The organism is Affinundibacterium fentianense (assembly GCF_018139545.1).
Taxonomy (GTDB): Bacteria; Pseudomonadota; Gammaproteobacteria; order Burkholderiales; family Burkholderiaceae_D; genus Undibacterium; species Undibacterium fentianense.
This window is the reverse complement of sequence record NZ_JAGSPJ010000001.1, coordinates 419,054-443,421: the sequence shown is the minus strand read 5'-3', so window position 1 is coordinate 443,421 and position 24,368 is coordinate 419,054. Positions and strand designations below refer to the sequence as shown.

Genomic DNA, 24,368 nt, shown 5'->3' with positions numbered 1-24,368 from the left:
GAACATTGGAGAGAAAACAGTATGCGTGTTGCAGCGATACAGATGATATCGAGTCCACAGCCTCAGGAAAATATCGCGGTAGCCTATCGCCTAATGAAGGAAGCGAAGGCACAAGGTGCGGAGCTGGTTGTGTTACCCGAGTATTGGTCAACTATGGGCTTGCGTGACACGGATAAAATTGCTTGCGCCGAAATTCAAGGTGCTGGGCCACTTCAAGTGTTTTTGGCCGAAAAGGCGAAAGAACTCGGTCTCTGGATCATCGGCGGTACAATTCCTTTGTCAAGCTCAGATCCACGAAAAATATTTAACGCTTGCCTCGTATTTAATTCTAATGGTGAACAGATAATTCGCTACGACAAAATTCACCTTTTTGGTTTTACTAATGGCGCGGAGAGCTACCAGGAGTCAAACACCATACAAGAAGGCGATGCAGTCCAGTGTTTCGATAGTCCGTTCGGTAAAATTGGATTAGGAATCTGTTACGACTTGCGCTTTCCTGAGCTATTTCGGAGCATGGGCGCTTGCGATTTATTGGTGTTGCCGGCTGCATTCACCTATACCACCGGACAAGCACATTGGGAAATTCTTCTTCGGGCTCGAGCGATTGAAAATCAGTGCTTTGTGTTGGCGTCAGCTCAGGGGGGAACCCATGAAAGTGGGCGTCAGACTTGGGGGCATAGTATGCTAATCGACCCATGGGGGAAAATAGTATCGCAGCTGGAACAAGGCGAAGGTGTGATTGTGGGTGAGCTGGATGTGGCTCAGTTGGCGCAAATTCGAACAAACTTACCAGCACTTAAACATCGGCGAATCGCTTGCTAAGGAGTAAGCCAACTGTCTCCCTTGACTTCGGACTTGTGATTGCATTTTTTTCGCAAGATCGGAATTTAACAAATGCTCTACAATACCGAACTTTCGCCATTTGGTCATTCGCAGATGACTTCGGCTTGAACTGCTTTTAAGAAAATTGATCATGACACCTTTTGACTCGAATTTAAAACATCTTGCGATCGCCCGCGATATTTTATTAACCCCTTTCGGTTTAGATGAGGTGAAGTTAAATCGGGCTTTGAAAAGCATGTTCACGCACAAAATAGACTACGCAGATTTGTATTTTCAATTCACTAAAAATGAAGGTTGGAGCCTCGAAGAAGGCATCGTGAAAACGGGAAGCTTTTCCATCGATCAAGGAGTGGGAGTACGTGCCGTATCTGGTGATAAGACTGCTTTTTCGTATTCCGACGAAATTTCTGAACATGCGTTGTTAGAAGCGTCAGCTGCAACACGCACAATTGCTAAAGTAGGCGCAGGGAAAATTAAAGTCGCTGCTTCCATGCGGGGAATTCAAGGACATGAACTGTTCCTAGCGGATGATCCTTTAGCCTCACTCGACGCGAATCAAAAGGTAGCATTGCTTGAGAAAATTGAAAAAATCGCTCGCGCAAAAGATCCACGAGTTGTGCAAGTGATGGCAAGTCTTGCTGGCGAATATGACGTGATATTGGTCGCTCGAAGTGATGGCGTCATCGCGGCGGACGTTCGGCCACTAGTTCGAATGTCACTGACTGTGATCGCTGAGCAAAACGGTCGACGTGAAACGGGGTCTGCGGGTGGCGGTGGTCGCTATAGTTTTTCTTATTTTTCAGACGCTGTTTTGGAACAATATGCGCATGATGCGGTACAGTCCGCTTTGGTTAATTTAGATGCTCGGCCTGCGCCTGCAGGACCAATGACAGTGGTGCTGGGATCGGGGTGGCCAGGAGTTTTATTGCATGAAGCAATCGGGCATGGTCTTGAAGGTGATTTTAATCGCAAAGGGTCAAGCACCTTCGCAGGGCGGATAGGAGATAGAGTTGCAGCGAAGGGTGTGACAGTTGTTGATGACGGGACGCTATCAAATCGACGCGGCTCACTCAATATTGATGACGAAGGAAATCCGACGCAATGTACAACGTTGATCGAAGACGGCATTTTGAAAGGGTATATTCAAGACACAATGAATGCACGTCTGATGAAAATGCCGGTTACAGGGAATGCTCGTCGGGAATCATTCGCCCACCTGCCGATGCCAAGAATGACGAACACGTATATGTTGGCCGGTGACAAAGATCCAGCTGAAATTTTGGCGTCTGTGAAAAATGGTTTGTACGCTGTGAATTTCGGTGGTGGCCAAGTCGATATAACGAACGGGAAGTTTGTATTTTCCGCGAGCGAAGCTTATATGATTGAGAATGGTAAGGTAAGCTACCCAGTAAAAGGGGCAACGTTGATTGGTAATGGTCCAGAAGTGTTGAATCGGGTCTCCATGATAGGGAATGATATGCGCCTTGATTCTGGAGTGGGCGTCTGCGGCAAAGAGGGGCAAAGTGTGCCTGTTGGGGTCGGTCAGCCTACATTGCGGATTGATGGTTTGGTTGTTGGTGGTACAGCCTAATTGTTGGTGTCTGAAAAGATAAGTCGTTTTTCGCTGTGACGCACCAGAAGTTCGTATTGTATAGACATATTTTTACCGTGGAATCATTGTAAAAAAGCCTTGTTTTTTGTTTCTTATTTTGAATCTGCTTAGGCGTATTGAGTAGTTTCGACATTGTGTTTACATTATCCTTTTCTTCGAAAGGTTTTTATGTCGAAACTCTCATTTAACCAAGGTGATCCACAATTCATTCCCTTGAGCACTTATCGTTCCTATTCCGAGCAAGAGATGGAGGAAAGAGCGCAAGCCTTTTATCTTGACCTTGCGCGGCGTAAGACAATTCGGGAATTTTCTTCGAAACTGGTTTCACGCAAAGTCATCGAGCACTGTTTGCTTGCAGCAGGAACAGCTCCTTCTGGTGCCAATCATCAGCCATGGCATTTCGCGGTCGTTTCCGATCCTGAATTAAAACATCGCATACGTGTCGAGGCGGAAATTGAAGAGCGGGAATTCTATGAGCGACGCGCGCCACAAGAATGGAAAGACGCCCTCGCTCCATTGGGGACGGATTCGAATAAACCATTTCTGGAAGATGCCCCGTATTTGATCGCAATTTTCGGGCAAAAAAGTACTTTGATGGATGATGGTACGGCAGTGAAAAATTACTACGTGCCAGAATCAGTTTCAATAGCAACAGGATTTTTAATCGCGGCATTGCATTATGCTGGACTTGCCACTTTGACCCATACGCCGAGTCCTATGGGGTTCTTAAATGAACTGTTAGACCGTCCCGATAATGAAAAGCCTTATATCTTATTGGTAGTCGGTCACCCAGCTGATGCGTGTATGGTTCCCAATATAAGGAAGAAGCCACTCAGTGATATTGCCAGCTTTCTCTAGATAGACCGAACAGGTCGATGTTCTTGCGCAAGGATTGTGCAAAATCTTGATAAATTACTTGCCAAGCTTTGGCAGATGTTGTTATAGTCGTTCCATTCGATCTTGAGGCGCTCATGAAATTTGCACGATTTTACTTTTACTTTTACTTTAGCAATTCCCAGCCTGAGGCGGTGGAGTAGCGGTAAGTTCACGTAAAAGAAAGATCAACATACATAGAACCTAGCCGATCCAAAAAAACCGCCAAGCTTGGCGGTTTTTTTTTGCCATCTCGGTGCGCAGATACGTCGGTAACCTAGATCTCAACGATTTATACCCAATTTTATTTAACAGAAACTTCAGGAAAATTATCATGCAACGCACAGACGATTTACGTATCCGGGAAATGAAAGAATTGCTGCCACCGTCGCATTTGATTCGCGAATTCGCTTGTTCAGACAAAGCATCAGAAGTCACTGCGAATGCACGCGCGGCCCTCCACAACATTCTAGAAGCAAAGGATGACCGCGTGATGGTGGTAATTGGGCCGTGCTCAATACACGATACCAAGGCCGCCTTGGAATATGCACAAAAATTAGCCGAGGCGAGAGTCAAATTTGCAGGCGATTTAGAGATTGTGATGCGAGTTTATTTTGAGAAACCGCGAACCACGGTCGGATGGAAGGGCTTGATTAATGATCCTTATATGGACAACAGCTTCCGAATTAATGATGGTTTGCGTATCGCCCGTGAATTGCTATTGAATATCAATGAGCTGGGCTTGCCAGCTGGAACCGAATATTTAGATATGATTAGTCCGCAATACATTGCCGATTTAATTAGCTGGGGTGCGATTGGAGCGAGAACAACTGAATCACAAGTGCATCGTGAATTAGCTTCGGGGCTATCGTGTCCTGTTGGGTTTAAGAATGGGACGGATGGTAATGTGAAAATTGCAGTCGATGCGATAAAGGCATCGTCACAACCGCACCATTTTCTATCGGTGACCAAGGGCGGACACTCTGCCATTGTTTCGACGAATGGAAACGAAGACTGTCATTTGATTTTACGCGGTGGAAAGACGCCCAACTATGATGCTGCAAGTGTCGATGCTGCAGCCAAAGATATCGTTGCAAATGGATTGCAAGCCCGCTTGATGATCGATGCATCGCATGCGAATAGTTCAAAAAATCCTCTTAATCAAATTCCTGTATGTGCGGATATTGCGCAGCAAATTGCGGGCGGTGATGGTCGAATCGTGGGCGTGATGATCGAATCAAATTTGGTCGCTGGGCGTCAAGATGTGGTTGCAGGCAAAGATTTAGTTTATGGCCAATCGATCACCGATGGGTGTATTGACTGGGATGCGAGTGAGAAGGTCTTGCAAGGTTTGGCTGATGCGGTGAAACAACGTAGGCTCGTGAAGTCTGCGACAGTTTAGTCTACCTCGTGATGTTGACCAGTGCCATCAATGGAAGCACTTGAATTTTTGTGCTTACGCATTGGTCAGCATCCGAAATTTCTTTGCGCTTGCGGACAGGATTAAAGAGAATGCTAGGTTGTCCTTAATAGCTTTGGTTCAGAGCTTTTTCGTTAATACCATTTGTTGACCTTCGCGAGTCATACTAAGGCGTTTGAGAAACGACATGCCTAACAGGCATATACCCATTTCATTTTCATGAATAGACGCATCCACTTGAAAGAGTTCGATGTCGCCGATTTTGACTGAGTCAAGTCTTACTAAGTAAGTTGGAACAATACCATTGGCCGTGCTACTGCGAGAAGGGACACCTTTTTTGTAATCAATGCCGAGCCGTTTGGCATCCGCTGCTGACATGGATAAGTAGCTTGCGCCTGTGTCGACGAGTACTTTGAGGTTACTGCCGCCATTAATTTTGGCTTCAGCAAAAAAGTGGCCATTTTCACTTGCTTGCAAGGTCACGCTTGCATTTTTTGATGCATTGTTTTGCAAAACAGCATGTCCCAAAAAGAGCGTTTGTCGCTTGCCATTGATTTCGACATGGGCGCTGTTTTGATTCACTCCAATTAGTTTGATTTCGGGTGTGATTTGGCTTCCAACTGCAAACATTTTTGGTGGTTTATCATCCACAATCAGCATCGCTTTGCCGTTGCTTAATGCAACTAAATTGAGGTCGATTGCGGATGAAGAACTAATGCTACTTAAGAATAGAGTCAAACTTGCACCAAAAAAGGCAGTGCGCTTCAATCGCGATCTCCAATATACCCTGCGCATTTTTTGCTTCATTTTCTTCACTCCTAAACAGATGTGATTGGCGCTGATCGCAGTAGGATTTGCGTTGGTCTAGTCATTACAAATCCACGCTTTTGGAGACTCTGCCCGAGACTTTTGAGATAGAAAACTGCGCTATTAATCGCGGAAATTGTTGAATTCTAAAGGCAAGTCTTTGATCTCTTTGCGCAACATTGCCATCGTTGCTTGAAGGTCGTCACGTTTTGCGCCAGTAACACGAACCGCATCGCCTTGAATACTTGCTTGGACTTTCATTTTACTGTCTTTGATAACCTTGACAATTTTTTTTGCATCTTCTGTTTGAATTCCATTTTTGACTTTGATTACTTGTTTGACTTTGTCGCCGCCAATTTTTTCAACTTTACCTACGTCGAGAAAGCGGATGTCAACATTGCGTTTTCCCATTGTTTGGTTCATCTCGACCATGACTTGATCGAGGTGAAATTCAGAGTCGCCAAAAATCGTAATTTCGCGCTCTTTGTCTTTGAGTTCGACTTTTGCACTCGTTCCCTTTAAATCAAATCGATTTGTTACAACTTTGTTGATTTGATTGATAGCATTTTTTACTTCTTCCATGTTGGCTTCAGAGACCGTGTCGAATGAGGGCATAGAATTTCCTTGTAAATAAGTGACAGACTGGCGTTTAGAAAGTAAGGGCGCCAATGAAATGCGATGAAATTTGGTGATTTCTTTGCGGTAGCGCTATTTTAACAAAAATTAAGCACGTTTTTGCAGTCAAATTGATGTTTGAATCACAGGTGAAAGTGCGATTCACGACTATAATTCTGTCCTTATGAAATCAGAACTTTTACTGCAACAGAATGTCGACTTACACAGCCTCAATACCTTTGGCATCCATTCTCATGCACATACTTATGCTCGGATAGAATCCGTCTCACAATTGCTCGCACTGCATCAATTACTCAACAACGATGTAGCGTTACGCAAGCTTCCTCGATTGATCCTTGGCGGTGGTAGTAACCTTGTTTTATCAGATTCATTACCACATCTTGTATTGCACATGGAAATCGGAGGGCGCGAGCTCCAAGCCGAAACAGAGGACCATTTCATCGTCCGAGCAGGGAGTGGGGAAAGTTGGCATGGGTTCGTATTGTGGACTCTCGCACAGAATTATCCAGGCTTAGAAAACCTCTCTTTAATCCCTGGAACGGTAGGTGCTGCCCCGATCCAAAATATCGGTGCATATGGAATGGAAATGCAAGAGTATTTTCATTCTTTACGTGCATTTGATTTGGAGTCTGGCGTCATACGCATCTTTGACAAGCAAGCGTGCGAATTTGCCTACCGAGACAGCGTTTTTAAGCGAACTGAGCCGGGGCGTTTCGTTATACTCGATGTGAATTTCGCTTTGCCAAAGAAATGGCAAGCTCGTTTAACTTACGGTGATATTGCGAGTCAATTACGCGAATCCAACATTGCCGTGCCAACTGCGATGGATATAAGTCAAGCGGTCATTGCAATCCGTCAGAGTAAATTGCCCGATCCAGCTGAGATCGGCAATGTGGGGAGTTTTTTTAAGAATCCCATCGTTTCAAGGGAGCAGCGTGATCGGCTAATGGCGCTTTATCCTGCTTGTGTCAGTTACCTGCAATCCAATGGTGACTATAAGCTCGCTGCAGGATGGTTGATTGAGCAATGCGGATGGAAAGGTCGCCGCTATGAAACGGTCGGAGTCTACGAGAGGCAGGCTTTGGTTCTGGTGAATTTGGGTGGTGCCACGGGTGCAGACGTCAGGGTGTTGGCTGAGGAAATTCAGGTTGATGTACTCAACAGATTTGGTGTCAAGCTTGAGGTTGAGCCTGTGTTCGTGTGATTCCTATAAAACGAAAGTCACATTGCTGTCCCGCGTTTCCCCCTCTAAGAAATAAAAATGAAATCAGATAGTCCTATTTTGTACGGTAGTGCGCTGCCAGATTTAATCAAAGCAGAATGTTTGGCAGACTTGCTTGAAGCAACCATCAGCGTTATGCCTGAGAAAATTGCGCTCTCGAGTGAGCAGGAAGTGCTCAGCTATGGCGAGTTAGGCAGACGCGCAGATTTAGTTGCGCATCATCTCATTCAAGCGGGTGTCAAGCCAGGAGATATTCTTGGATTGTGGTTGCCGCGAGGCATAGCTCTATTGGTCATGCAAGCAGGAATCGCAAAGAGTGGTGCAGCTTGGCTGCCATTCGATGCAGACGTGCCGGTAGAACGAATCGGAGTTTGCTTGGACGACGCGCAAGCTGTTGGCCTTTTGGCAGCCGATGAGTTTTTACCGCAATTGGGTAAGTTGACCAAGCCCATTTTTACTGCGACAGATGTATTAGCTGACGTCGATACCGAATTGCGAACACGCGCTCCAGTAAGTTCACATGATCCTGCTTATGTCATCTATACCTCGGGATCAACGGGAAAACCGAAAGGTATTCTGATTGATCAGGGGAGCATTTGCCATTTTTTGCGCAGTGAAAATAGCGTCCTTGGAATCAATTCTCATGACCGCGTCTATCAGGGTTTTTCTGTGGCATTTGATATGTCATTTGAGGAAATCTGGATTAGCTATTTGGTCGGCGCTAGCTTGTGGATAGCACCAAAAGAAGTAGCGCTCGACCCCGATGCGCTGCCACGTGCCTTGATTGAACATGAGATCACTGTATTGCATGCGGTACCGACTTTGCTCGCCTTGTTTAGTATCGATGTACCGTGTTTGCGATTAATCAATCTGGGCGGGGAAATGTGTCCTGCTAGTTTGGTTGAACGCTGGGCGATAAATGGCCGCCAGATGTTCAATACCTATGGACCAACCGAGGCAACGGTGTCTGCCAGCCTCGCCCCTTTGCAAGCTGGTACACCCGTGACCATCGGCATTCCTCTGCCCAATTATGGTCTATTGGTGATTGATCCTGATGTCGATAAAGGCCTGCGCCTGTTGGAACGCGGTGAGATTGGTGAACTCTGTATTTTTGGTCCAGGCGTCTCGGCAGGTTATCTTGGACGCCCAGATTTAACAGCGGAAAAATTTCTGAGTAATCCTTGGGCCAATGATCCTATTAATATCAGAATTTATCGTACTGGCGACCTTGCAAAAATTGGAGAAGACGGTAGTGTCCAATGTTTAGGTCGAGCGGATGATCAAGTAAAGATTCGTGGTTTTCGCGTTGAATTGGGTGAGATCGAAGCGGTCTTGGCGAAGCAAAACGGTGTAGGAACCGTTGCAGTTATTTTGCGTGCGGAGCAGGGTGTTGATCAACTGATTGCCTTTATCGTGCGCGAAACCGGTGCTGATCCTGCATTGGTGAATAGTAGCAATTTACGCCAAGCATTGACGCAAAGTTTGCCAGCCTACATGGTGCCAACGCGCTACGAATTTTTGGATGAGATGCCGCGTTTAAGCTCAGGAAAAATTGATCGTAAAACCCTCAAAGCGCAGGAGCTAGCTGTACAAGTCTTATCCTCGGAAAGTGATGTCGCCGAAACCGAGGCTGAATCATGTTTGTTTGAAGCCTTAACGCGTCTCTTTCCCGGTCAAGCGATACGTCGAGACGCAGATTTTTTTAACGATCTCGGTGGTCATTCTTTGATGGCAGCGCGTTTGGTATCGTCCTTACGCTTGGATGCGCGTTTCACGTATTTTAAAATCAGCGATATCTATCAACAGCGTCGGGTAGGAGAAATCGCAGCTGTGATGCAAGCTGGCATGATCGGGGTGACAGACGAGGTGCAAGCAGGCGAAGCATGGACGCCGCCATCAGCAATCAAACGCTGGACCTGTGGGTTGGCGCAGGCCGCCATGATCCCTTGCTTGGTCGCATTCCGCATGCTGCAATGGTTGACGCCATTTTTTGCATATCACTTTTTTACTGGTGACAGCGAAGACTCGATTCCACGCGCGGTGGCTTTGTCACTGGCTTGTTTCCTATTGGTGACCGTTGCTGAATTTTTCCTCGCCATCGCGGCAAAATGGGTGATCGTCGGACGACTAAGGCCGGGCAAATATCCACTGTGGGGATGGACTTATTTTCGCTGGTGGCTAGTTGACCGCATCATTGAAGCGGCACCTGCTTATATGCTGAGTGGCTCCTCCATTTACACATGGTGGTTGCGCGCATTAGGTGCCAAGATAGGCGACGAGGTCTTGATCGGTTCTATCACTTTACGTGCCGCAGATTTATTGCAAATTGGTGATGGTGCGAGTATCGGTAACGCCTGTAATTTTGAAAATGCTCGGGTCGAAAAAGGCTATTTGCATTTGGGGCAAATTGATATCGCCGATAACGCCTATGTCGGTTCATATGCGGTGATCGAAGGTGGTACGCAGCTCGCAACACATGCCCACTTGGCGGGTCAATCCTGTCTCGTTGATGGGCAAAGTATTCCCGCCCATCGCATTTGGGAAGGCTCGCCCGCGCGCGATGTGGGAGCCTTTGATGCGCACGCTTTACCACCAAGACCGGTGGTCGGGATAGGACGAAAATTCGGTGAGAATCTATTTTTTATCCTAGGTAGTTTGAGTATTTCGGCGCTGTTTTTCTTGCCGGTTTTTCCAACATTTATTTTGATCGACTGGCTTGATACCTTGGAGTTGTTACCTAGCACGCAGAACGCCGAGGTGGCAGTACAGTTGAGCGAGTATTTCGTCTTCGCTTTTCCCGCTACCGCTGTTCTGATTGTGTGCACAGCGGTTCTCTCGGCCGGTATACGCTGGGGCTTATTACCCAAAATGACACCAGGACGTTATGCCGTGCATAGTAATGTGTACTGCGGTAAATGGTTGGTCAATCAAATTCAAGAATCGAGTTTGAATGTTCTGCACGGCGTGTATGCAACGATTTATTCACCTTTCTGGTACCGCATGTTGGGTGCTAAAGTCGGTAAGGGCGCAGAAGTATCGACCGCATTGGGCGTTGTGCCTGACATGTTGACCTTGGGCGATGAATGTTTTATTGCCGATGCCGTGATGTTAGGCGATGAGGAAATCGATCAAGGTTGGATGTCGGTGCAAGCCACCGAAGTCTCACGTCGTAGTTTTGTCGGTAATGGCGCGTATATTCCTGATGGCACCGTGATTCCTGAGAATGTCTTGATTGGCGTGCACACCAGCGCTCCAGCGAATAGCGCAATGCGTAACGGCGACACATGGATAGGCTCACCCGCCATGAATCTGCCTGCACGTGAAGAAGTCAAAGGTTTCGCAGAAAACCTCACCTTTAAGCCGAGTTTATGGCGTCGTGTCGCCCGCGGTCTAATCGAAGCCTTCCGCATCATCGCGCCACACGCCTTAGTGATCGCCATCGGCTACACCATCGTACTCGACTTAATGCCCTTGGCCGCCGAAGAACGTTGGTTAGAAGTCTTGTATTACTTGGTCATCTCCGGTTTGCTATATGGTGCTGGCTGCTATGTGTTTATTTTGCTCGCCAAATGGATCTTGATCGGTCGCTACAAAAAAAGCAGTCATCCTATGTGGACGTGGTTTGTCTGGTCATCTGAAGCGATTACCAATCTCTATGAAGGCATCGCCGTCCCCAATTTTATGCGCTACTTAAAAGGCACACCGTGGCTGCCATTGGCATTCAATTTATTAGGTGCAAAAATCGGCAAGGGCGTGTATTTGGACACCACCGACATCACTGAATTTGATTGCGTGACCATAGGCGCTCACAGCGAAATCAACGCCGCCGCTTGCCCACAAACACATCTGTTTGAAGACCGCGTGATGAAGGTGGATCATGTGATCATCGGCGAACGCGTTTACCTCGGTCCACGCAGCTTTGTTCTGTACAGCGCAGTAGTTGGTGATGATGCCAAATTAGGCGCGCTGACCTTGGTCATGAAAGGTGAATTTATTCCTGCCAAATCAAGCTGGCGCGGTTGTCCAGCAGCGATTGCTTAGTCATCTCAATATGAAGCACGGATACTGCGTATTTGAATTCCCAAATCAAATCGACGCAGCCTGTGCTTTTTATCGCCAACATGATTTCGTGGTGCTGTTCAATCAAGCGGAAGGAAATCACGACCGCACCATCTCGCGCACATCACTACGCGCAGCGGTCAAACAGTTTCTAGGACTAGCCTGCGCCGTCGATAAAGATAAAATTCAATTGCACGCAGAAGCTGGGCAAGCACCGTATGCGCAAGTTGACGGAGAGCGTATTTTTCTCTCGTTCTCGCATGATCAAAATTATGCAGTGGCTGCGATTCATCGTTATCAAAATATAGGAATAGACCTACTCGCCACAGCGATTGATTTTGATTGGCGTGAAGTGGCTCGACTGTATTTGTCGCCTGTGGATAATCAAGGTATCGCCAATGCGCCAGAAGAGCTGCAGGCTAAGGAATTCGCGGCTTGTTGGGCGATACACGAGGCTAGATTGAAATGCTGTGGCTTGGCCTTGCAGGAGTGGAGCGCAGAATTAGATGTTCAGTTGAATCAGTGCGAAGTGCATGTGTTGCATACTCACGAGAATTTTGCGCTTCCTAAAAATCTTGTGATGGCATTGACGTTTGGTTTTTGTAAATAATTCTTTGCGTATTTTTCTGATGCGTATTTGAAATTGCGGGCGAATCTTGTCGTTAATTTTCTGAGTATTTGATGTGCTCAAAAAACTGTATCACCAAATGCTTCTTTTCGTTTTTTTTATACCTTTTGTGGACTAAGCAAAATACGTAAGTGCTAGGTTCCATGCGGGTTTCCAAATGTTCTATGTTATGTTGATAAATTTTTAAGGATGTGTTAACTTCCATTTCATTCACATTAAAACTAATTGCTCACGATATGAATGAACTGCAAGAATACGTTTGGGGACTTTGTGAATCGGCCATCGCTGCGTTGAAAAGTTCAAGCAACGAGACATTCTCCGATGCAATGACCACCAAGCTTTTAAATGAAATTCACCAAATGTCGAAGGCGCTTGATCCCAATGATTTTTCGCCGACTTTTGCGCGAGCAGTAATAGATTCGTATGATGGGCATCTAGCAGATCAATTAATATCATTGAACTATGAATATTCTCGAATTCGAAAAAATGAGCAGTTACGTAAGGAAATTCCTTGTGCATAACAAGATGGTCGACCGGACTGGCCGCGATGCGGCTCAAAATTTTATAGATATGTGGACGGCCATCCGCTCACCGCGCCGCAATTATGTTGATGAATTTTGGGCTTAGCAGCCCAACCCACCCGCTATGCCTTCTCGCAAGGAACAACACAGCTTTAATAAAAAAGCTCATCAAAATCAAAACAGCCCATCAAAATAAATCAACAGGCTGTCTTCACATTAAATTAATTCCAAGCAAATCCGCGAATTAATTCTCCACCACAGGCAACACAATATTACTAGCCGCGGCTTTTGTGCGGTAAATACTTTGCGTCGCTTTTTTATAGTCGCTAGCCTTGGCGTTGAAAATATTTTCAACATAGGTTTGTGGATTACGGTCATACAAAGGGAATAGCGATGATTGGATTTGTACCATTAAACGATGGCCAGGCAAGAAGACGTGGTTCACGTGTGGTAGGCCAAATTGATAGGCTTCGATCTTGTTGGGCGTCAAGGCTTGTGGTTTGTCGAAGCCGCGTACATAGCGGCCGCGATAGATTTCTATGCCTATCGGTAGCTCAAATCCTGCCATCGTCATCACGCCTTGTCCGCCTTCAGGCGAGACGTTGGGGTAGACATCAATCAACTTGACGACCCAGTCGGCATCGCTGCCAGAGGTGGCGGCGAATAACTCAACTAGAGGTTGTCCCATGATGTGTAAAGGTTTGTCCAACACAGGGCCGGTATACACCAGCACGTCAGGGCGATCTGACACAAAGCGTTGATCGCGCACTAGCCAAGGTTTCCATTGGCTGCTGTCGTTCATATTGATAGGGCGCGGGATGAAAGGCACAGGTTTAGAAGGATCGGAGACGTAGTCGTCGTGGCCTTGCACTTGATTAGCCGATAGTTTGACATCAGGTGCTTCAAAAGAGAGCCCAAAGCCTTCTCGTAAATATAGCTTGGTCGGTTTACCTGCAGGCCATTGCGTTGAATGTTGCCACTTGTCTGCACCCGTTGCATAGGTCATGGCGGCAGGGAGTTGTGGATCTGCGCTGCCTTTTAAATGATGATCTAAAAATGGTTTGATATAGTTGACGCGTGCTTCTAAAGCAGTGTCGCCTTTGAATGCGATATCACCGAGTTTGAAGCCGTAATGATTGCCGCCTGAATGTGGCCATGGGCCGATCAAGAGGCTGACTTTGACATCTTTATTGCGCGACTTGATGGCCTTGTAAACGGCAGGTGCGCCATAACTATCTTCTTGATCCCATTGGCTGACCATGAGCAGAGTCGGTACACTTAAGTCGTGATTGGCAAACCATTTATCAACCGCTTGTTGCGACCAGAATGGCGTGTAGGCCGCGTTTTGCATAATCTTTTGTAAGAATGGATATTGATCAAAACCCCAATGGCGGATGTAGTCGCCGGTTGATCCTGCTTCTAAATAACGGGTGTAATCATCACCAACACCTGTCGGGTCAGACCCACCGCTACCTTTGCCCGTAGTGACGCCGACTGTGTAGGCGATATTGGTATTTCGGAAGGCACCATAGTGAAACCAGTCGTCCCCCATCCAGCCATCGACCATCGGGCTTTGCGGCACGGCAGCTTTGAGCGCCGGGTGCGGATTGATCTCAGCCATGAGTGCGGTGAATCCTAAATAAGACGAGCCGATCACGCCGACCTTGCCGCTAGATTCGGGCGTATTTTTGGTGAGCCAATCGATCGTGTCGTAGGCATCTGTGGATTCGTCGGTTGTGGTCGAATTGAGTGGCCCACGCAAAGGACGATTCATGATGAAATCGTCTTCAGAACCATGCAAGCCGCGTACATCTTGATAGACACGGATGTAATTATCTTCGATAAAAACTTCATCTAAGACACTTAAAATTTCAGTGGCTTTTTGACTTTGCGTGCGGGAGGTCGAGCCTTTTGCATCATAAGGCGTGCGGCTTAAAAGGATAGGTGCATTTTTTGTTCCTTTTTTCATGACGACGACGGTGTACAGTTTGACGCCATCGCGCATCGGAATCATCACAACGCGCTTGATGAAATCCGCTTGCGGTCGAATGCTGTCGTAGCTTTTTACCCCATCAGGTGTCATCGCGGATAGGGGCGCTTGGGTTTGGGCTACTGCAGCGCTCGCTGCGAAACTTAATAGAGCAGCACTGATGATCGAGCGAAGAATAGGTTTGCGTGGATGAGTCAAGATAGGTCACTCCTCAAGTAGGGCTATCCAAATGCAAGATGATTTGGCGTTCCAAAAGAGAGCGAGATTGCGCTGTTTCGCTTGAGCTGTCAACTGGGTTTCAAGCGTTGTGTTGGTGTATGTGCGGAGAAAAATCTAAACCTCTCAACTTAGAGGCTCAGAGAAAAAAGAGGGGGTGCAGAGAAAAAACTTAAGCAGCCAGTTTCATTAAAAATGAATGGTGATGATCGCCCTAAATAAATTAGGGCTTGTACTTGGTGTGCAGCTAGCGATAACTATAAGTTATGCAGCGTCGATAAAGTGGCAGACATAGTCCAAGGTTTCCAGCGTTTCGATTTTGAAACTGGAATTAGCTGGCACCGAAAAAGATTGCCCTGCGCCATATTCATTGCTCGTGTTTTCACCAGCTAATGTAATGCGGCAAACGCCAGCGTTGATTTCCATGATTTCTGCCGCGCCAGTGTTGAAGGTGAGGCTGGAAGGAAAAATTACGCCTATGGTTTTTTTGCTGCCGTCAGGGAAAAGTACCGTGTGCGAAACGCATTTGCCGTCGAAATAGAGATTGGCCTTTTTGATGACGCTGACTTGGTCGAATTGTGTGGTCATGGTGTTTGGAATTTTGATGTTAGTTCCCTCTCCCGCAAGCGGGAGAGGGCTAGGGTGAGGGGGTTCGGTAGTCGCGAAGTTTTTAGTAGGGGTGAGGAATATCCAGTTTTGTCTAATGGATGAAAATCGTCCAGCTCAAATCTTGGTCAGTATATTTCGACGCTTGGGCGGCGCGGGTTTCACCCGCCCTACGTTTTGTTGTACCGTTTCTCAACTGGCCTCATCCCCAACCCTTCTCCCGCTTGCGGGAGAAGGGAGCTTTCATCGCGACTATGTCTTTGCATTAACCGCGCTTCAGTTTCGCGTTTGCCGCAATCCGCATACGCAATGCGTTCAACTTAATGAAGCCACCTGCATCGGCTTGATTGTATGCGCCGCCGTCTTCGTCGAAGGTCGCGATGTTCATGTCGAATAAGGAGTCTGTTTTGGAATCACGTGACACGGTAATCACATTGCCTTTGTACAGTTTGACGCGTACCCAGCCGTTCACATTTTGTTGCGTGTGATCGATTAGTGTTTGCAATGCTATACGCTCAGGAGACCACCAGTAGCCGTTATAAATCAAGCTGGCGTAACGTGGCATTAAATCGTCTTTCAGATGCGCGACTTCGCGATCTAAAGTGATGGATTCGATAGCGCGGTGCGCACGTAACATGATGGTGCCGCCAGGGGTTTCATAGCAACCACGTGACTTCATGCCGACGAAACGATTTTCTACCAAATCTAAACGACCGATGCCGTGTTTGCCGCCGAGGCGATTGAGTTCAGTCAGTACCGTTGCTGGTGACATACGTACGCCATTCAATGCGACGATATCGCCTTTTTCGTATTCGATGTCGAGGTATTCAGCTTGATCTGGTGCTGCTTCTGGGCTGACCGTCCAACGCCACATCGATTCTTCGGCTTCGGCGCTTGGATTTTCTAAATGGCGACCTTCAAAGCTGATGTGCAGCAAATTGGCGTCCATGGAGTAGGGTGCGCCGCCGTTCTTGTGTTTTTGGTCGATTTCTATGCCTGCATCTTCGGCATATTTCATCAATTTTTCGCGCGACAATAAATCCCATTCACGCCATGGGGCGATGACTTTGACGTTTGGCATTAGTGCATAGGCGCCAAGTTCAAAACGCACTTGATCGTTACCTTTGCCGGTTGCGCCGTGTGAGATTGTGTCAGCGCCAGTTTGTTTGGCGATTTCGATTAGGCGTTTGGCGATGAGTGGACGTGCAATCGAAGTACCCAATAAGTATTCGCCTTCGTACACGGTGTTGGCACGGAACATAGGGAAGACGAAGTCACGCACGAATTCTTCACGTACGTCGTCGATGAAAATATTCTCTGGTTTAATGCCAAATTTCAAGGCCTTGGCGCGTGCCGGTTCGAGTTCTTCGCCTTGACCTAAGTCGGCTGTGAACGTGACGATTTCGCATTGGTAGTTGTCTTGCAACCATTTCAAAATCACGGAAGTATCCAAACCACCGGAATACGCTAACACTACTTTTTTGACGTCGCTCATGATGTGCTTTCTAATGTTGAAGATATTGCTGAAATAATGTTGAGATGAAATTGGAATTCTGCTTAGTTATCGACTTTGCCGATGACTAAATATTCGAGTAAGGCCTTTTGTACGTGCAAGCGATTTTCAGCTTCGTCCCAAACTACGGATTGCGGGCCATCGATCACACCTGCGGAAACTTCCTCACCGCGATGCGCTGGCAAGCAGTGCATAAAAATCGCATCAGGATTGGCACGCGCCATCTTCTCTTCGTCCACAATCCAACCGTCAAAAGCTTTCAGACGAGCTTGATTTTCCGCCTCGTAGCCCATGCTGGTCCAGACGTCGGTATTGACGGCATCGACACCGACGCAGGCATCCGATGGATTGTCAAAAACGGTGTAGTGTTCTGCTTCGACTGTGACGCAAGCCGGATCGATGTCATAGCCTTTTGGCGTAGAAATATGCAGATGGAATCCAAATACTTTCGCCGCTTGCATCCATGAGTACAGCATATTATTCGCGTCACCTATCCACGCAACTTTCTTACCTGCGATGGAACCGCGATGTTCGATGAAAGTGAAGACATCCGCAAATACTTGGCAAGGATGGTGTTGATTGGTCAAACCATTGATAACAGGCACGCGTGAATTGGCGGCAAATTTCTCTATCATCTCTTGTTCAAAGGTGCGGATCATGATGATGTCGCACATGCGTGACATGACTTGACCTGCATCTTCTACTGGCTCGCCACGACCAAGTTGGCTATCGCGCGTATTTAAGTAAATGGCCGCGCCACCTAACTGGTGCATGCCGGCTTCAAAACTCAAGCGCGTCCGAGTGGAATTTTTTTCAAATACCATCACCAGTGTTCTATCTAAAAGCGGGTGATAGGGTTCGTATTTTTTAAAGCGATCTTTGATGATCCGTGCTCTTTGCATCAGATAGTCGTATTCATCAAGCGTCAGGTCAGAGACCTGTAAATAGTGTTTGATAGCCATGTTAATTTGTTCGGATATGTTCGATTTAAGATGCTGTCGATGCTGCGGCTTTTTCGTCTATCACCTGTTGGATGACTTTGCTCAACATAGAAATCATGGTGTCGATTTCTTCGTAGCTGACATTCAGCGCTGGCATGAAGCGGAGTAAGTTAGGACGTGGAGAATTAATGAGTAAACCAATCGGCTCCAGATCGCGTGCGACCTCGACCAAACGCGGGCCGATATCGCTGCCGAGTTTAAGTGCGCGTAATAAGCCTTCACCGCGTTCACCTTCCATGCCGAATTGGTCAGATAGCGTGTTAAGTGCTTTGCTCAAATACGCGGATTTTGCTCTCACTTCATCTAAGAAACCTTGTGCAGTCAATGCCTTGATGACGGCCAAGCCAACCGCGGTCATCAAGGGTGCGCCGTTATAAGTGCCACCTTGATCGCCAGGTACGAAGCATGAGACTTCTTCTTTTGCTAACAAGGCTGCGAGTGGCACGCCACCGCCTATGCCTTTACCCAAGGTCATGATGTCAGGCTCTATGCCTGAGAGTTGGTAGCCAAATAATTCGCCTGTGCGTCCCATACCTGTTTGCACTTCATCGACGATTAATAAAATATTATGTTGCTTGGTCAATGCGCGCAGTGCTTGCATGAATTCGCGACTTGCGGGAATCACGCCGCCTTCGCCTTGCACAGGCTCTAACATGACTGCTACGGTTTTGTCGTTGATGAGTTTTTCAACTGAGGCGATATCGTTTAAATCGGCTTTGGGAAAACCCGTTACTTGCGGTGCAAAGATCGTATCCCAACCCGGTTTGCCTGAGGCAGACATGGTAGCCAAAGTACGGCCATGGAAGCCGTGATCGAATGTGATAATTTCAAAAGCGCCGTTTTTATTTTTTTGTCCCCATTTACGCGCTAGTTTAATTGCACCTTCATTCGCTTCGGCACCGCTATTGGCAAAGAAGACGCGATCAAAACAAGAATGCTTGGTTAGTTGATCCGCCAGCAGAATCATGTTTTCGTTATAGAAAGCAGGTGAAGGATTGAGCAATTTCCCTGCTTGAGCGACCACTGCATCGGTGATGCATTGAGGAGAGTGCCCTAAGCAATTAACCGCCCAGCCTTGCAAGTAATCAAGGTAGCGTTTGCCATGATGGTCAGTCAGCCACATGCCTCGGCCTTCCGTAAACACCAACTCAGGACGTGGTGTGATGTACATCAGGGCATTGACGTTGTACTGACTAAATTCCATTTCAAAACTCCTCAAAGAAGAAAACAAAGACTAAAAATCCAAATTTAAATATAAAATTAAATACAAAAACAGAATAAGCGAAAGATGTTACCGCAGAACGACCACTCTCAGCATACGTCAGCAGGTCCGCCATCACATCCACAAGCAAATTCACCAGCGCGCAAAAAAAAACCACAGGGTTTGAGCCTGTGGTTTTATCGTGACCTTGCTTTTCTTACGCGCAAGACTTCCCAGGCTCGGTGTGCGAACAGCGACGTCGAGCAATATTTGGAGAAGACATGTCGGTAAAATTTTTCATTTGCGTAGTGTAACGGTTTTTTTGCGGTTTTGTGCGATGCAAATCTGAAATAAATCAAAAAAAATGAAAAATAATTTCATCGTTTTAAATAAATTAGTTTTTTGCTAAATCTGCTTCCGATGTGAATGAGTCCGCATAAAACTCGTCCGCAGGCAAATGTGATTTCGCAACAAAATCCCGTTTTGCTGACTCGATCACGATAGGAGCGCCGCAGGCATAGACTTGATAGCCCGATAAATTGGCATAGTCATCTAACACCGCTTGATGCACGAATCCTGTGCGACCTTGCCAATCATCTTCGGCATTCGCATCAGACACGACAGGCGTGTATTGGAAGCCTGCCAATGTGTTCGCCCATTCTTCACACAGCGCGTGCATATACAGATCTTGTGGTCGACGACCTCCCCAGTACAAATGAACAGGGCGCTTCGAGTCGATATGAATTAAATGCTCAACGATGGCTTTGATCGGTGCAAATCCAGTACCGGATGCCAGCAAAATCATCGGCTTATCGGAATCCTCTCGCAGATAGAAACTACCTTGCGGACCTTCAAAGCGCATGATGTCGCGTTCTTTGAGGGTAGAAAAAACTTGATCGGTGAAGTAGCCGCCTGGCATGTGACGTAGGTGCAGGCTCAGTGGGCCTTCAACATGTGGCGCATTGGCGAGACTATAACTACGGCGCTTGCCATCTTTTAAGAGAAATTCAATATATTGCCCCGCACGATAATTGAATTTCTCCGCAGCGGGCAATTGCAATTCAATCAGCATCACATCATCCGATAATTTTTCCAATTTAGCGATGCGGCTCGGGAGTTTTTTGATTGGATAGTCGTCATCCGCTAACATCTCACGTGCTTCGATAGTGAGATCAGATTGCGGTTTGGCACAGCAGAATAGGGCGCCACCTTGCGCTTCTTCTTCATCACTCAAGGCTTTTTGTTGATGGTTGCCATGCACAACTTGACCAGCGCTGACTTTACCTTTGCATGATCCACATGCCCCGTTTTTGCAGCCGTATGGCAAAATGAGCCCCGCCCGTAAGGCGGCAGTTAATACGGTTTCATCGTCGTCGCATTGAAATTGACGACCGCTTGGTGAAATAGTTACTTGAAACGTCATACTTGTCCTGAATCAGTTGGCAATCTAAAAACAAAGTTAAAAAATGAATCAATCTGGCGTATTTCTCAACCCTCATGCAGCGGGGAATCCTACTTCGTTCGCTAAACCGCGTTGTTTGATTATCGGCTGTGGCGATGTCGGTATGCGCTTAATACCGTATTTGCTTGACCGTTTTAGGGTGTTTGCATTGACCAGTCAGTCACCTGATTCGGAGCGATTTGCGCAATTGCGGCTTGCTGGAGCGATGCCGATTTATGCGAATCTGGATCATGCTCACACCTTACGGCGTTTAGCAGGAATGGCGAAATACATTGTTCATCTGGCGCCGCCGCAGACTGATGGCGAATTTGACCGACGAACCCGGCGATTAGCCGCTATTTTACCTGAGAAGGCAAAACTTGTTTATATCAGCACCACCGGCGTCTATGGAAATTGTGATGGCGCTCAATTTGATGAGACGAGGGCGGTAGCGCCACAGAATGCGCGAGCTAAGCGTCGTGTTGATGCTGAAAATACTTTACGTGCTTGGGCTAGACGCCGTAACGGTGCACTGTCCATATTAAGGGTGCCCGGCATTTACGCTTCAGATCGACTTCCCATAGAACGTTTGCGCAAAGGCACGCCAGCCTTAATTGCGCAAGAAGATGTGTACACCAACCATATCCATGCGGAGGACTTAGCGTACTTGATTAAATTGGCGCTTTTTAGAGCAAGTCCGAATCGTGTTTATCATGCTGTCGATGAGAGTGATTTAAAGATGGGAGATTACTTTGATCTAGTGGCCGATCATTTTCAATCGCCGCGCGCGCCTCGTCTCCCAAGAGTTGAATTGGAAAAACTGGTATCGCCTATGCTTTTGTCATTCATGTCGGAATCACGTCGCTTAATGAATGGGCGTATAAAAACTGAATTGGGAGGGCGTTTGCAATTTCCTACCGTGATGCATGCTCTGCAAAATGTTCGCCTTGTTGAAGAAAGCTAAGATTCAAGACCTCTTAATGTAGAAACATACAGAGGGGTAGAGTTATCGCGAAAGTCCGGACAAAACCCAAAAAGAATTGGTCTTTCTTTGTTTTTTCTCTGCGCCGCTGTGTTTCCCTACTGAGAAATTTTCGTTTTGAGTCTTGAGATTGTTTAAGATTGTCGCAATGAGGCAATGCCCGTGCGGCAGGAGTACAATATCGGTTCTGCCGTTATTTTGTCTGCTTCCATTATGTCTGCCCCACCTTTAAACGTCGATTTGCATTGCCATTCCACTGTGTCGGATGGCGTTTTAGCGCCAGCAGCAGTTGCGCAGCGTGCGCATGCGCAGGGCGTTGATGTTTGGGCTTTGACGGATCACGACGAGGTCGGTGGTATCGCCGCGGCACGCGAGGCCGCAACCGATTTAGGTATGGATTATGTGACGGGATTAGAAATTTCTGTTACCTGGGCGAATAAAACCATCCATATCGTTGGTCTAAATATTGACGAAACGAATCCCAACTTACTGTCGGGTTTAGCGAAGACGCGCTCGGGACGTCAGCGCCGCGCCGAAGATATGGCAGCTGACTTGGCGAAAGTCGGTATTCCTAATTGCTATGAGGGTGCACTGAAATATGTAGGTAATCCTGACTTGATATCACGTGCCCATTTTGCGCGCTATTTGGTGGAAGTCGGCGTGTGTGAGGACGTGTCTGCGGTCTTTAAGAAATATCTTGCCGATGGTAAGCCAGGTTTTGTGCCGCATCGTTGGGCGACTTTGTCTGAAGCTGTTGGGTGGATACGAGGAGCTGGTGGGATCGCTGTAGTGGCACACCCAGGGCGTTATGATTTAACGCCAATAGCATTTGATGCCTTTTTTAATGAATTTAAAAATCTGGGCGGTACGGCAATTGAAGTGGTAACCGGCAGTCATACTGTGGATCAATATGATGAATACGCTAAAATCGCGAATCAGTATGGATTTATGGCGTCACGTGGCTCGGATTTTCATGCGCCCGATGAAAATTTACCCGACTTGGGACAATTACCCGCATTAGCTAAAGAGTTGGCGCCAGTTTGGCATAGTTGGATCAAATGACTGCTTATTGAGTCAAAAATGTGACTAATGTGTGATTAAAGTGCAATTAAGGCGCAAAGCACTTGAATTTTGCCGAAAGACACGCATATTGCCCCATGTTAGTACCGTTGTAGTTCGTGTTTTTTGCTTAGGTTTTGGAGAATTGAATATGAAACGTATCGTCTTATTTTTAGCGACCAATATTGCGGTCATGTTGGTGATGACTGTTATTTTGTCTATGTTGGGTGTCAATCATTATTTGACTGCCAAAGGTTTGACTTTAGGCGCGTTAGCAGTATTTTCCTTAGTGGTAGGATTTACTGGCTCTATTTTTTCTTTGTTGATCAGCAAACCCATGGCGAAATGGTCAACCGGAGCGCGTGTCATCGATAATCCAGCTTCTTCTACAGAATTTTGGCTAGTGAACACCGTGAAGACCTTGTCTCAACGGGCTGGGATCGCGATGCCAGAGGTCGCCGTGTACAACGGTGAGCCGAATGCGTTTGCGACTGGTGCGTTTAAAAATTCTGCGCTCGTAGCGGTTTCCACAGGTTTGTTGGAAAGTATGACAAAAGAAGAAGTTGAAGCGGTCTTGGGACATGAGGTCGCGCACATCGCGAATGGCGACATGGTGACCATGACTTTGATTCAAGGCGTAGTGAATACTTTCGTGGTGTTCTTGTCGCGCATTGCGGCTTATGCCGTCGATAGTTTTTTGTCGAAGAATGATGAGAATCACACGCCGGGACTGGGCTTTCATATTGCCTCGTTTGTGTTTCAAATTTTGTTCGGGATCGGTGCGTCCTTAATCGTTGCTTGGTTCTCGCGTCAACGTGAATTCCGCGCCGATGCGGGCGCTGCAAAATTATTGGGAGATCGTCAGCCCATGATTAACGCCTTGGCGCGTCTCGGTGGTATGGCGCCAGGCGAGTTGCCTCAATCGATGGCGGCGGTTGGGATTAGTGATAAACCTGGCTGGGCCGAATTATTTTCTACGCACCCACCGATGGCGCAACGTATCGCGGCGTTACAGCAATTAAAATAAGTAGTTAAGATAAACACAGTTTTAATAAGATATTCAACGGAGGCTCTGCCTCCGTTGTTTCATTGGTAGACTTTATTTATGAGCCAATTTTTTCAGATTCATCCTGATAATCCTCAACTACGTTTGATCAAACAGGCGGCGCAGATTATTGATCAGGGTGGCATCGTCGCCTTGCCGACGGATTCATGTTACGCCTTGGTATGTCATCTTGACGATAAAGATGCGGTAGCGCGTTTGCGCCGCATTCGTGGGGTCGATGAAAAACATCATTTGACCTTATTGTGTCGTGATTTATCTGAAATTGCGCAATATGCCAAAGTCGATAATCGTCAATTTCGCATGTTGAAAGCGGCGACACCCGGCGCCTACACGTTTATTTTGGAAGCAACCAAAGAAGTACCGCGCCGTTTAAGTCATCCTTCTCGTAAAACCATAGGATTGCGTGTCCCAGAAAATTCAATTACCCACGCTTTATTGGCGGAATTGAAGCAGCCATTGCTGGGAACTACCTTGATTTTGCCTGATGAAGAAGAACCTTTGACTGATCCAGAGTTGGTTCGCGAGCGACTCGAAAAGCAGATCGATCTAGTTATTGATGGCGGTGCCTGTAGCCTGATTCCTACGACGGTGATTGATATGACGCAGGAAATGCCAGAGTTGATACGTCAAGGGCGTGGAGATGCAGCTTTGTTTGGTTTGTAAGTTGTTGCA

The 24,368-nt window shown here is 47.0% G+C and carries 20 protein-coding genes; 12 read left to right on the top strand and 8 right to left on the bottom strand.

All coding sequences use genetic code 11. From position 1 onward, the window contains the following. The first annotated feature begins 21 nt into the window (after nt 1-21). The 4 genes from KDM90_RS01935 (at nt 22) to aroG (ending at nt 4,730) form a co-directional block, all read left to right on the top strand. Nucleotides 22-822 carry a carbon-nitrogen hydrolase family protein gene (locus tag KDM90_RS01935; protein ID WP_212673910.1) on the top strand — a complete coding sequence of 267 codons (801 nt, stop codon included), beginning with the start codon at nt 22-24 and terminating at the stop codon, nt 820-822. A gap of 151 nt (nt 823-973) precedes the next feature. Beyond that, nucleotides 974-2,434, top strand: coding sequence for a metalloprotease TldD (gene tldD / locus KDM90_RS01930; RefSeq protein ID WP_212673909.1), 1,461 nt, complete (start codon nt 974-976; stop codon nt 2,432-2,434). A 189-nt stretch (nt 2,435-2,623) separates the two neighbouring features. After that, on the top strand, nt 2,624-3,313 hold the full coding sequence (locus KDM90_RS01925; protein WP_212673908.1) for a nitroreductase family protein: 690 nt from the start codon (nt 2,624-2,626) through the stop codon (nt 3,311-3,313). Between the two features lie 349 nt (nt 3,314-3,662). After that, the gene (aroG, locus tag KDM90_RS01920; RefSeq protein ID WP_230409549.1) at nt 3,663-4,730 is read left to right on the top strand and encodes a 3-deoxy-7-phosphoheptulonate synthase AroG; all 1,068 of its coding nucleotides are present in this window, start codon (nt 3,663-3,665) and stop codon (nt 4,728-4,730) included. A gap of 138 nt (nt 4,731-4,868) precedes the next feature. On the opposite strand, the gene KDM90_RS01915 is transcribed toward aroG, so the two are convergent. Together KDM90_RS01915 and KDM90_RS01910 are read right to left on the bottom strand one after the other, a co-directional pair. Further along, the gene (locus tag KDM90_RS01915) at nt 4,869-5,516 is read right to left on the bottom strand and encodes a retropepsin-like aspartic protease family protein (RefSeq protein ID WP_230409548.1); all 648 of its coding nucleotides are present in this window, start codon (nt 5,514-5,516) and stop codon (nt 4,869-4,871) included. 162 nt (nt 5,517-5,678) lie between these two features. Beyond that, the gene (locus KDM90_RS01910; RefSeq protein ID WP_212673907.1) at nt 5,679-6,170 is read right to left on the bottom strand and encodes a YajQ family cyclic di-GMP-binding protein; all 492 of its coding nucleotides are present in this window, start codon (nt 6,168-6,170) and stop codon (nt 5,679-5,681) included. Nucleotides 6,171-6,354: 184 nt separating this feature from the next. Between KDM90_RS01910 and murB the strand changes: the two genes are divergently transcribed. From murB to KDM90_RS01890, 4 genes are all read left to right on the top strand, one after another. Further along, on the top strand, nt 6,355-7,395 hold the full coding sequence (gene murB / locus KDM90_RS01905) for a UDP-N-acetylmuramate dehydrogenase (RefSeq protein ID WP_212673906.1): 1,041 nt from the start codon (nt 6,355-6,357) through the stop codon (nt 7,393-7,395). Nucleotides 7,396-7,452: 57 nt separating this feature from the next. Continuing rightward, the gene (locus tag KDM90_RS01900; RefSeq protein ID WP_212673905.1) at nt 7,453-11,454 is read left to right on the top strand and encodes a Pls/PosA family non-ribosomal peptide synthetase; all 4,002 of its coding nucleotides are present in this window, start codon (nt 7,453-7,455) and stop codon (nt 11,452-11,454) included. Further along, the gene (locus KDM90_RS01895) at nt 11,399-12,082 is read left to right on the top strand and encodes a 4'-phosphopantetheinyl transferase family protein (RefSeq protein WP_212673904.1); all 684 of its coding nucleotides are present in this window, start codon (nt 11,399-11,401) and stop codon (nt 12,080-12,082) included. The genes KDM90_RS01900 and KDM90_RS01895 overlap by 56 nt, the downstream gene beginning before the upstream one ends. 254 nt (nt 12,083-12,336) lie before the next feature. Further along, the gene (locus KDM90_RS01890) at nt 12,337-12,621 is read left to right on the top strand and encodes a hypothetical protein (protein ID WP_212673903.1); all 285 of its coding nucleotides are present in this window, start codon (nt 12,337-12,339) and stop codon (nt 12,619-12,621) included. 244 nt (nt 12,622-12,865) lie between these two features. Here the strand turns inward: KDM90_RS01890 and KDM90_RS01885 are convergent, their stop codons facing one another. The 6 genes from KDM90_RS01885 to KDM90_RS01860 form a co-directional block, all read right to left on the bottom strand. After that, complete coding sequence (locus tag KDM90_RS01885) at nt 12,866-14,809, bottom strand: CocE/NonD family hydrolase (RefSeq protein WP_230409547.1); 1,944 nt, start codon at nt 14,807-14,809, stop codon at nt 12,866-12,868. A 282-nt stretch (nt 14,810-15,091) separates the two neighbouring features. Continuing rightward, nucleotides 15,092-15,415, bottom strand: coding sequence for a pyrimidine/purine nucleoside phosphorylase (gene ppnP / locus KDM90_RS01880; protein ID WP_212673902.1), 324 nt, complete (start codon nt 15,413-15,415; stop codon nt 15,092-15,094). A 283-nt stretch (nt 15,416-15,698) separates the two neighbouring features. After that, the gene (locus KDM90_RS01875) at nt 15,699-16,928 is read right to left on the bottom strand and encodes an argininosuccinate synthase (RefSeq protein WP_212673901.1); all 1,230 of its coding nucleotides are present in this window, start codon (nt 16,926-16,928) and stop codon (nt 15,699-15,701) included. Nucleotides 16,929-16,990: 62 nt separating this feature from the next. After that, a complete protein-coding gene (gene argF, locus KDM90_RS01870; protein ID WP_212673900.1) occupies nt 16,991-17,908 on the bottom strand; it encodes an ornithine carbamoyltransferase in 918 nt (305 codons plus the stop codon). Nucleotides 17,909-17,933: 25 nt separating this feature from the next. Next, entirely contained in the window at nt 17,934-19,151 is a 1,218-nt protein-coding gene (locus KDM90_RS01865) for an acetylornithine transaminase (protein WP_212673899.1), read from the bottom strand. Nucleotides 19,152-19,542: 391 nt separating this feature from the next. Next, nucleotides 19,543-20,571: a CDP-6-deoxy-delta-3,4-glucoseen reductase gene (locus tag KDM90_RS01860; protein WP_212673898.1), complete on the bottom strand. Its 1,029-nt coding sequence runs from the start codon at nt 20,569-20,571 to the stop codon at nt 19,543-19,545. Between the two features lie 43 nt (nt 20,572-20,614). Here KDM90_RS01860 and KDM90_RS01855 point away from each other — a divergent pair, with 43 nt between their 5' ends. The 4 genes from KDM90_RS01855 to KDM90_RS01840 all read left to right on the top strand — a co-directional run bounded on the left by KDM90_RS01855 (nt 20,615) and on the right by KDM90_RS01840 (nt 24,359). Next, the gene (locus KDM90_RS01855; protein WP_212673897.1) at nt 20,615-21,553 is read left to right on the top strand and encodes a sugar nucleotide-binding protein; all 939 of its coding nucleotides are present in this window, start codon (nt 20,615-20,617) and stop codon (nt 21,551-21,553) included. Nucleotides 21,554-21,784: 231 nt separating this feature from the next. After that, nucleotides 21,785-22,633, top strand: coding sequence for a 3',5'-nucleoside bisphosphate phosphatase (locus KDM90_RS01850; protein WP_212674463.1), 849 nt, complete (start codon nt 21,785-21,787; stop codon nt 22,631-22,633). Nucleotides 22,634-22,781: 148 nt separating this feature from the next. Then, complete coding sequence (gene htpX / locus KDM90_RS01845; RefSeq protein WP_212673896.1) at nt 22,782-23,657, top strand: protease HtpX; 876 nt, start codon at nt 22,782-22,784, stop codon at nt 23,655-23,657. A gap of 78 nt (nt 23,658-23,735) precedes the next feature. Further along, a complete protein-coding gene (locus KDM90_RS01840) occupies nt 23,736-24,359 on the top strand; it encodes an L-threonylcarbamoyladenylate synthase (protein ID WP_212673895.1) in 624 nt (207 codons plus the stop codon). Nucleotides 24,360-24,368: the final 9 nt, after the last annotated feature.

Excerpts from the sequence above, each read along its gene's own strand:
- KDM90_RS01935 (WP_212673910.1), top strand. The coding sequence starts at position 22 with ATGCGTGTTGCAGCGATACAGATGATATCGAGTCCACAGCCTCAGGAA.
- tldD (WP_212673909.1), top strand. The coding sequence starts at position 974 with ATGACACCTTTTGACTCGAATTTAAAACATCTTGCGATCGCCCGCGAT.
- KDM90_RS01925 (WP_212673908.1), top strand. The coding sequence starts at position 2,624 with ATGTCGAAACTCTCATTTAACCAAGGTGATCCACAATTCATTCCCTTG.
- aroG (WP_230409549.1), top strand. The coding sequence starts at position 3,663 with ATGCAACGCACAGACGATTTACGTATCCGGGAAATGAAAGAATTGCTG.
- KDM90_RS01910 (WP_212673907.1), bottom strand. The coding sequence starts at position 6,170 with ATGCCCTCATTCGACACGGTCTCTGAAGCCAACATGGAAGAAGTAAAA.
- murB (WP_212673906.1), top strand. The coding sequence starts at position 6,355 with ATGAAATCAGAACTTTTACTGCAACAGAATGTCGACTTACACAGCCTC.
- KDM90_RS01900 (WP_212673905.1), top strand. The coding sequence starts at position 7,453 with ATGAAATCAGATAGTCCTATTTTGTACGGTAGTGCGCTGCCAGATTTA.
- KDM90_RS01890 (WP_212673903.1), top strand. The coding sequence starts at position 12,337 with ATGAATGAACTGCAAGAATACGTTTGGGGACTTTGTGAATCGGCCATC.
- ppnP (WP_212673902.1), bottom strand. The coding sequence starts at position 15,415 with ATGACCACACAATTCGACCAAGTCAGCGTCATCAAAAAGGCCAATCTC.
- KDM90_RS01875 (WP_212673901.1), bottom strand. The coding sequence starts at position 16,928 with ATGAGCGACGTCAAAAAAGTAGTGTTAGCGTATTCCGGTGGTTTGGAT.
- argF (WP_212673900.1), bottom strand. The coding sequence starts at position 17,908 with ATGGCTATCAAACACTATTTACAGGTCTCTGACCTGACGCTTGATGAA.
- KDM90_RS01865 (WP_212673899.1), bottom strand. The coding sequence starts at position 19,151 with ATGGAATTTAGTCAGTACAACGTCAATGCCCTGATGTACATCACACCA.
- KDM90_RS01860 (WP_212673898.1), bottom strand. The coding sequence starts at position 20,571 with ATGACGTTTCAAGTAACTATTTCACCAAGCGGTCGTCAATTTCAATGC.
- KDM90_RS01855 (WP_212673897.1), top strand. The coding sequence starts at position 20,615 with ATGAATCAATCTGGCGTATTTCTCAACCCTCATGCAGCGGGGAATCCT.
- KDM90_RS01850 (WP_212674463.1), top strand. The coding sequence starts at position 21,785 with ATGTCTGCCCCACCTTTAAACGTCGATTTGCATTGCCATTCCACTGTG.
- htpX (WP_212673896.1), top strand. The coding sequence starts at position 22,782 with ATGAAACGTATCGTCTTATTTTTAGCGACCAATATTGCGGTCATGTTG.
- KDM90_RS01840 (WP_212673895.1), top strand. The coding sequence starts at position 23,736 with ATGAGCCAATTTTTTCAGATTCATCCTGATAATCCTCAACTACGTTTG.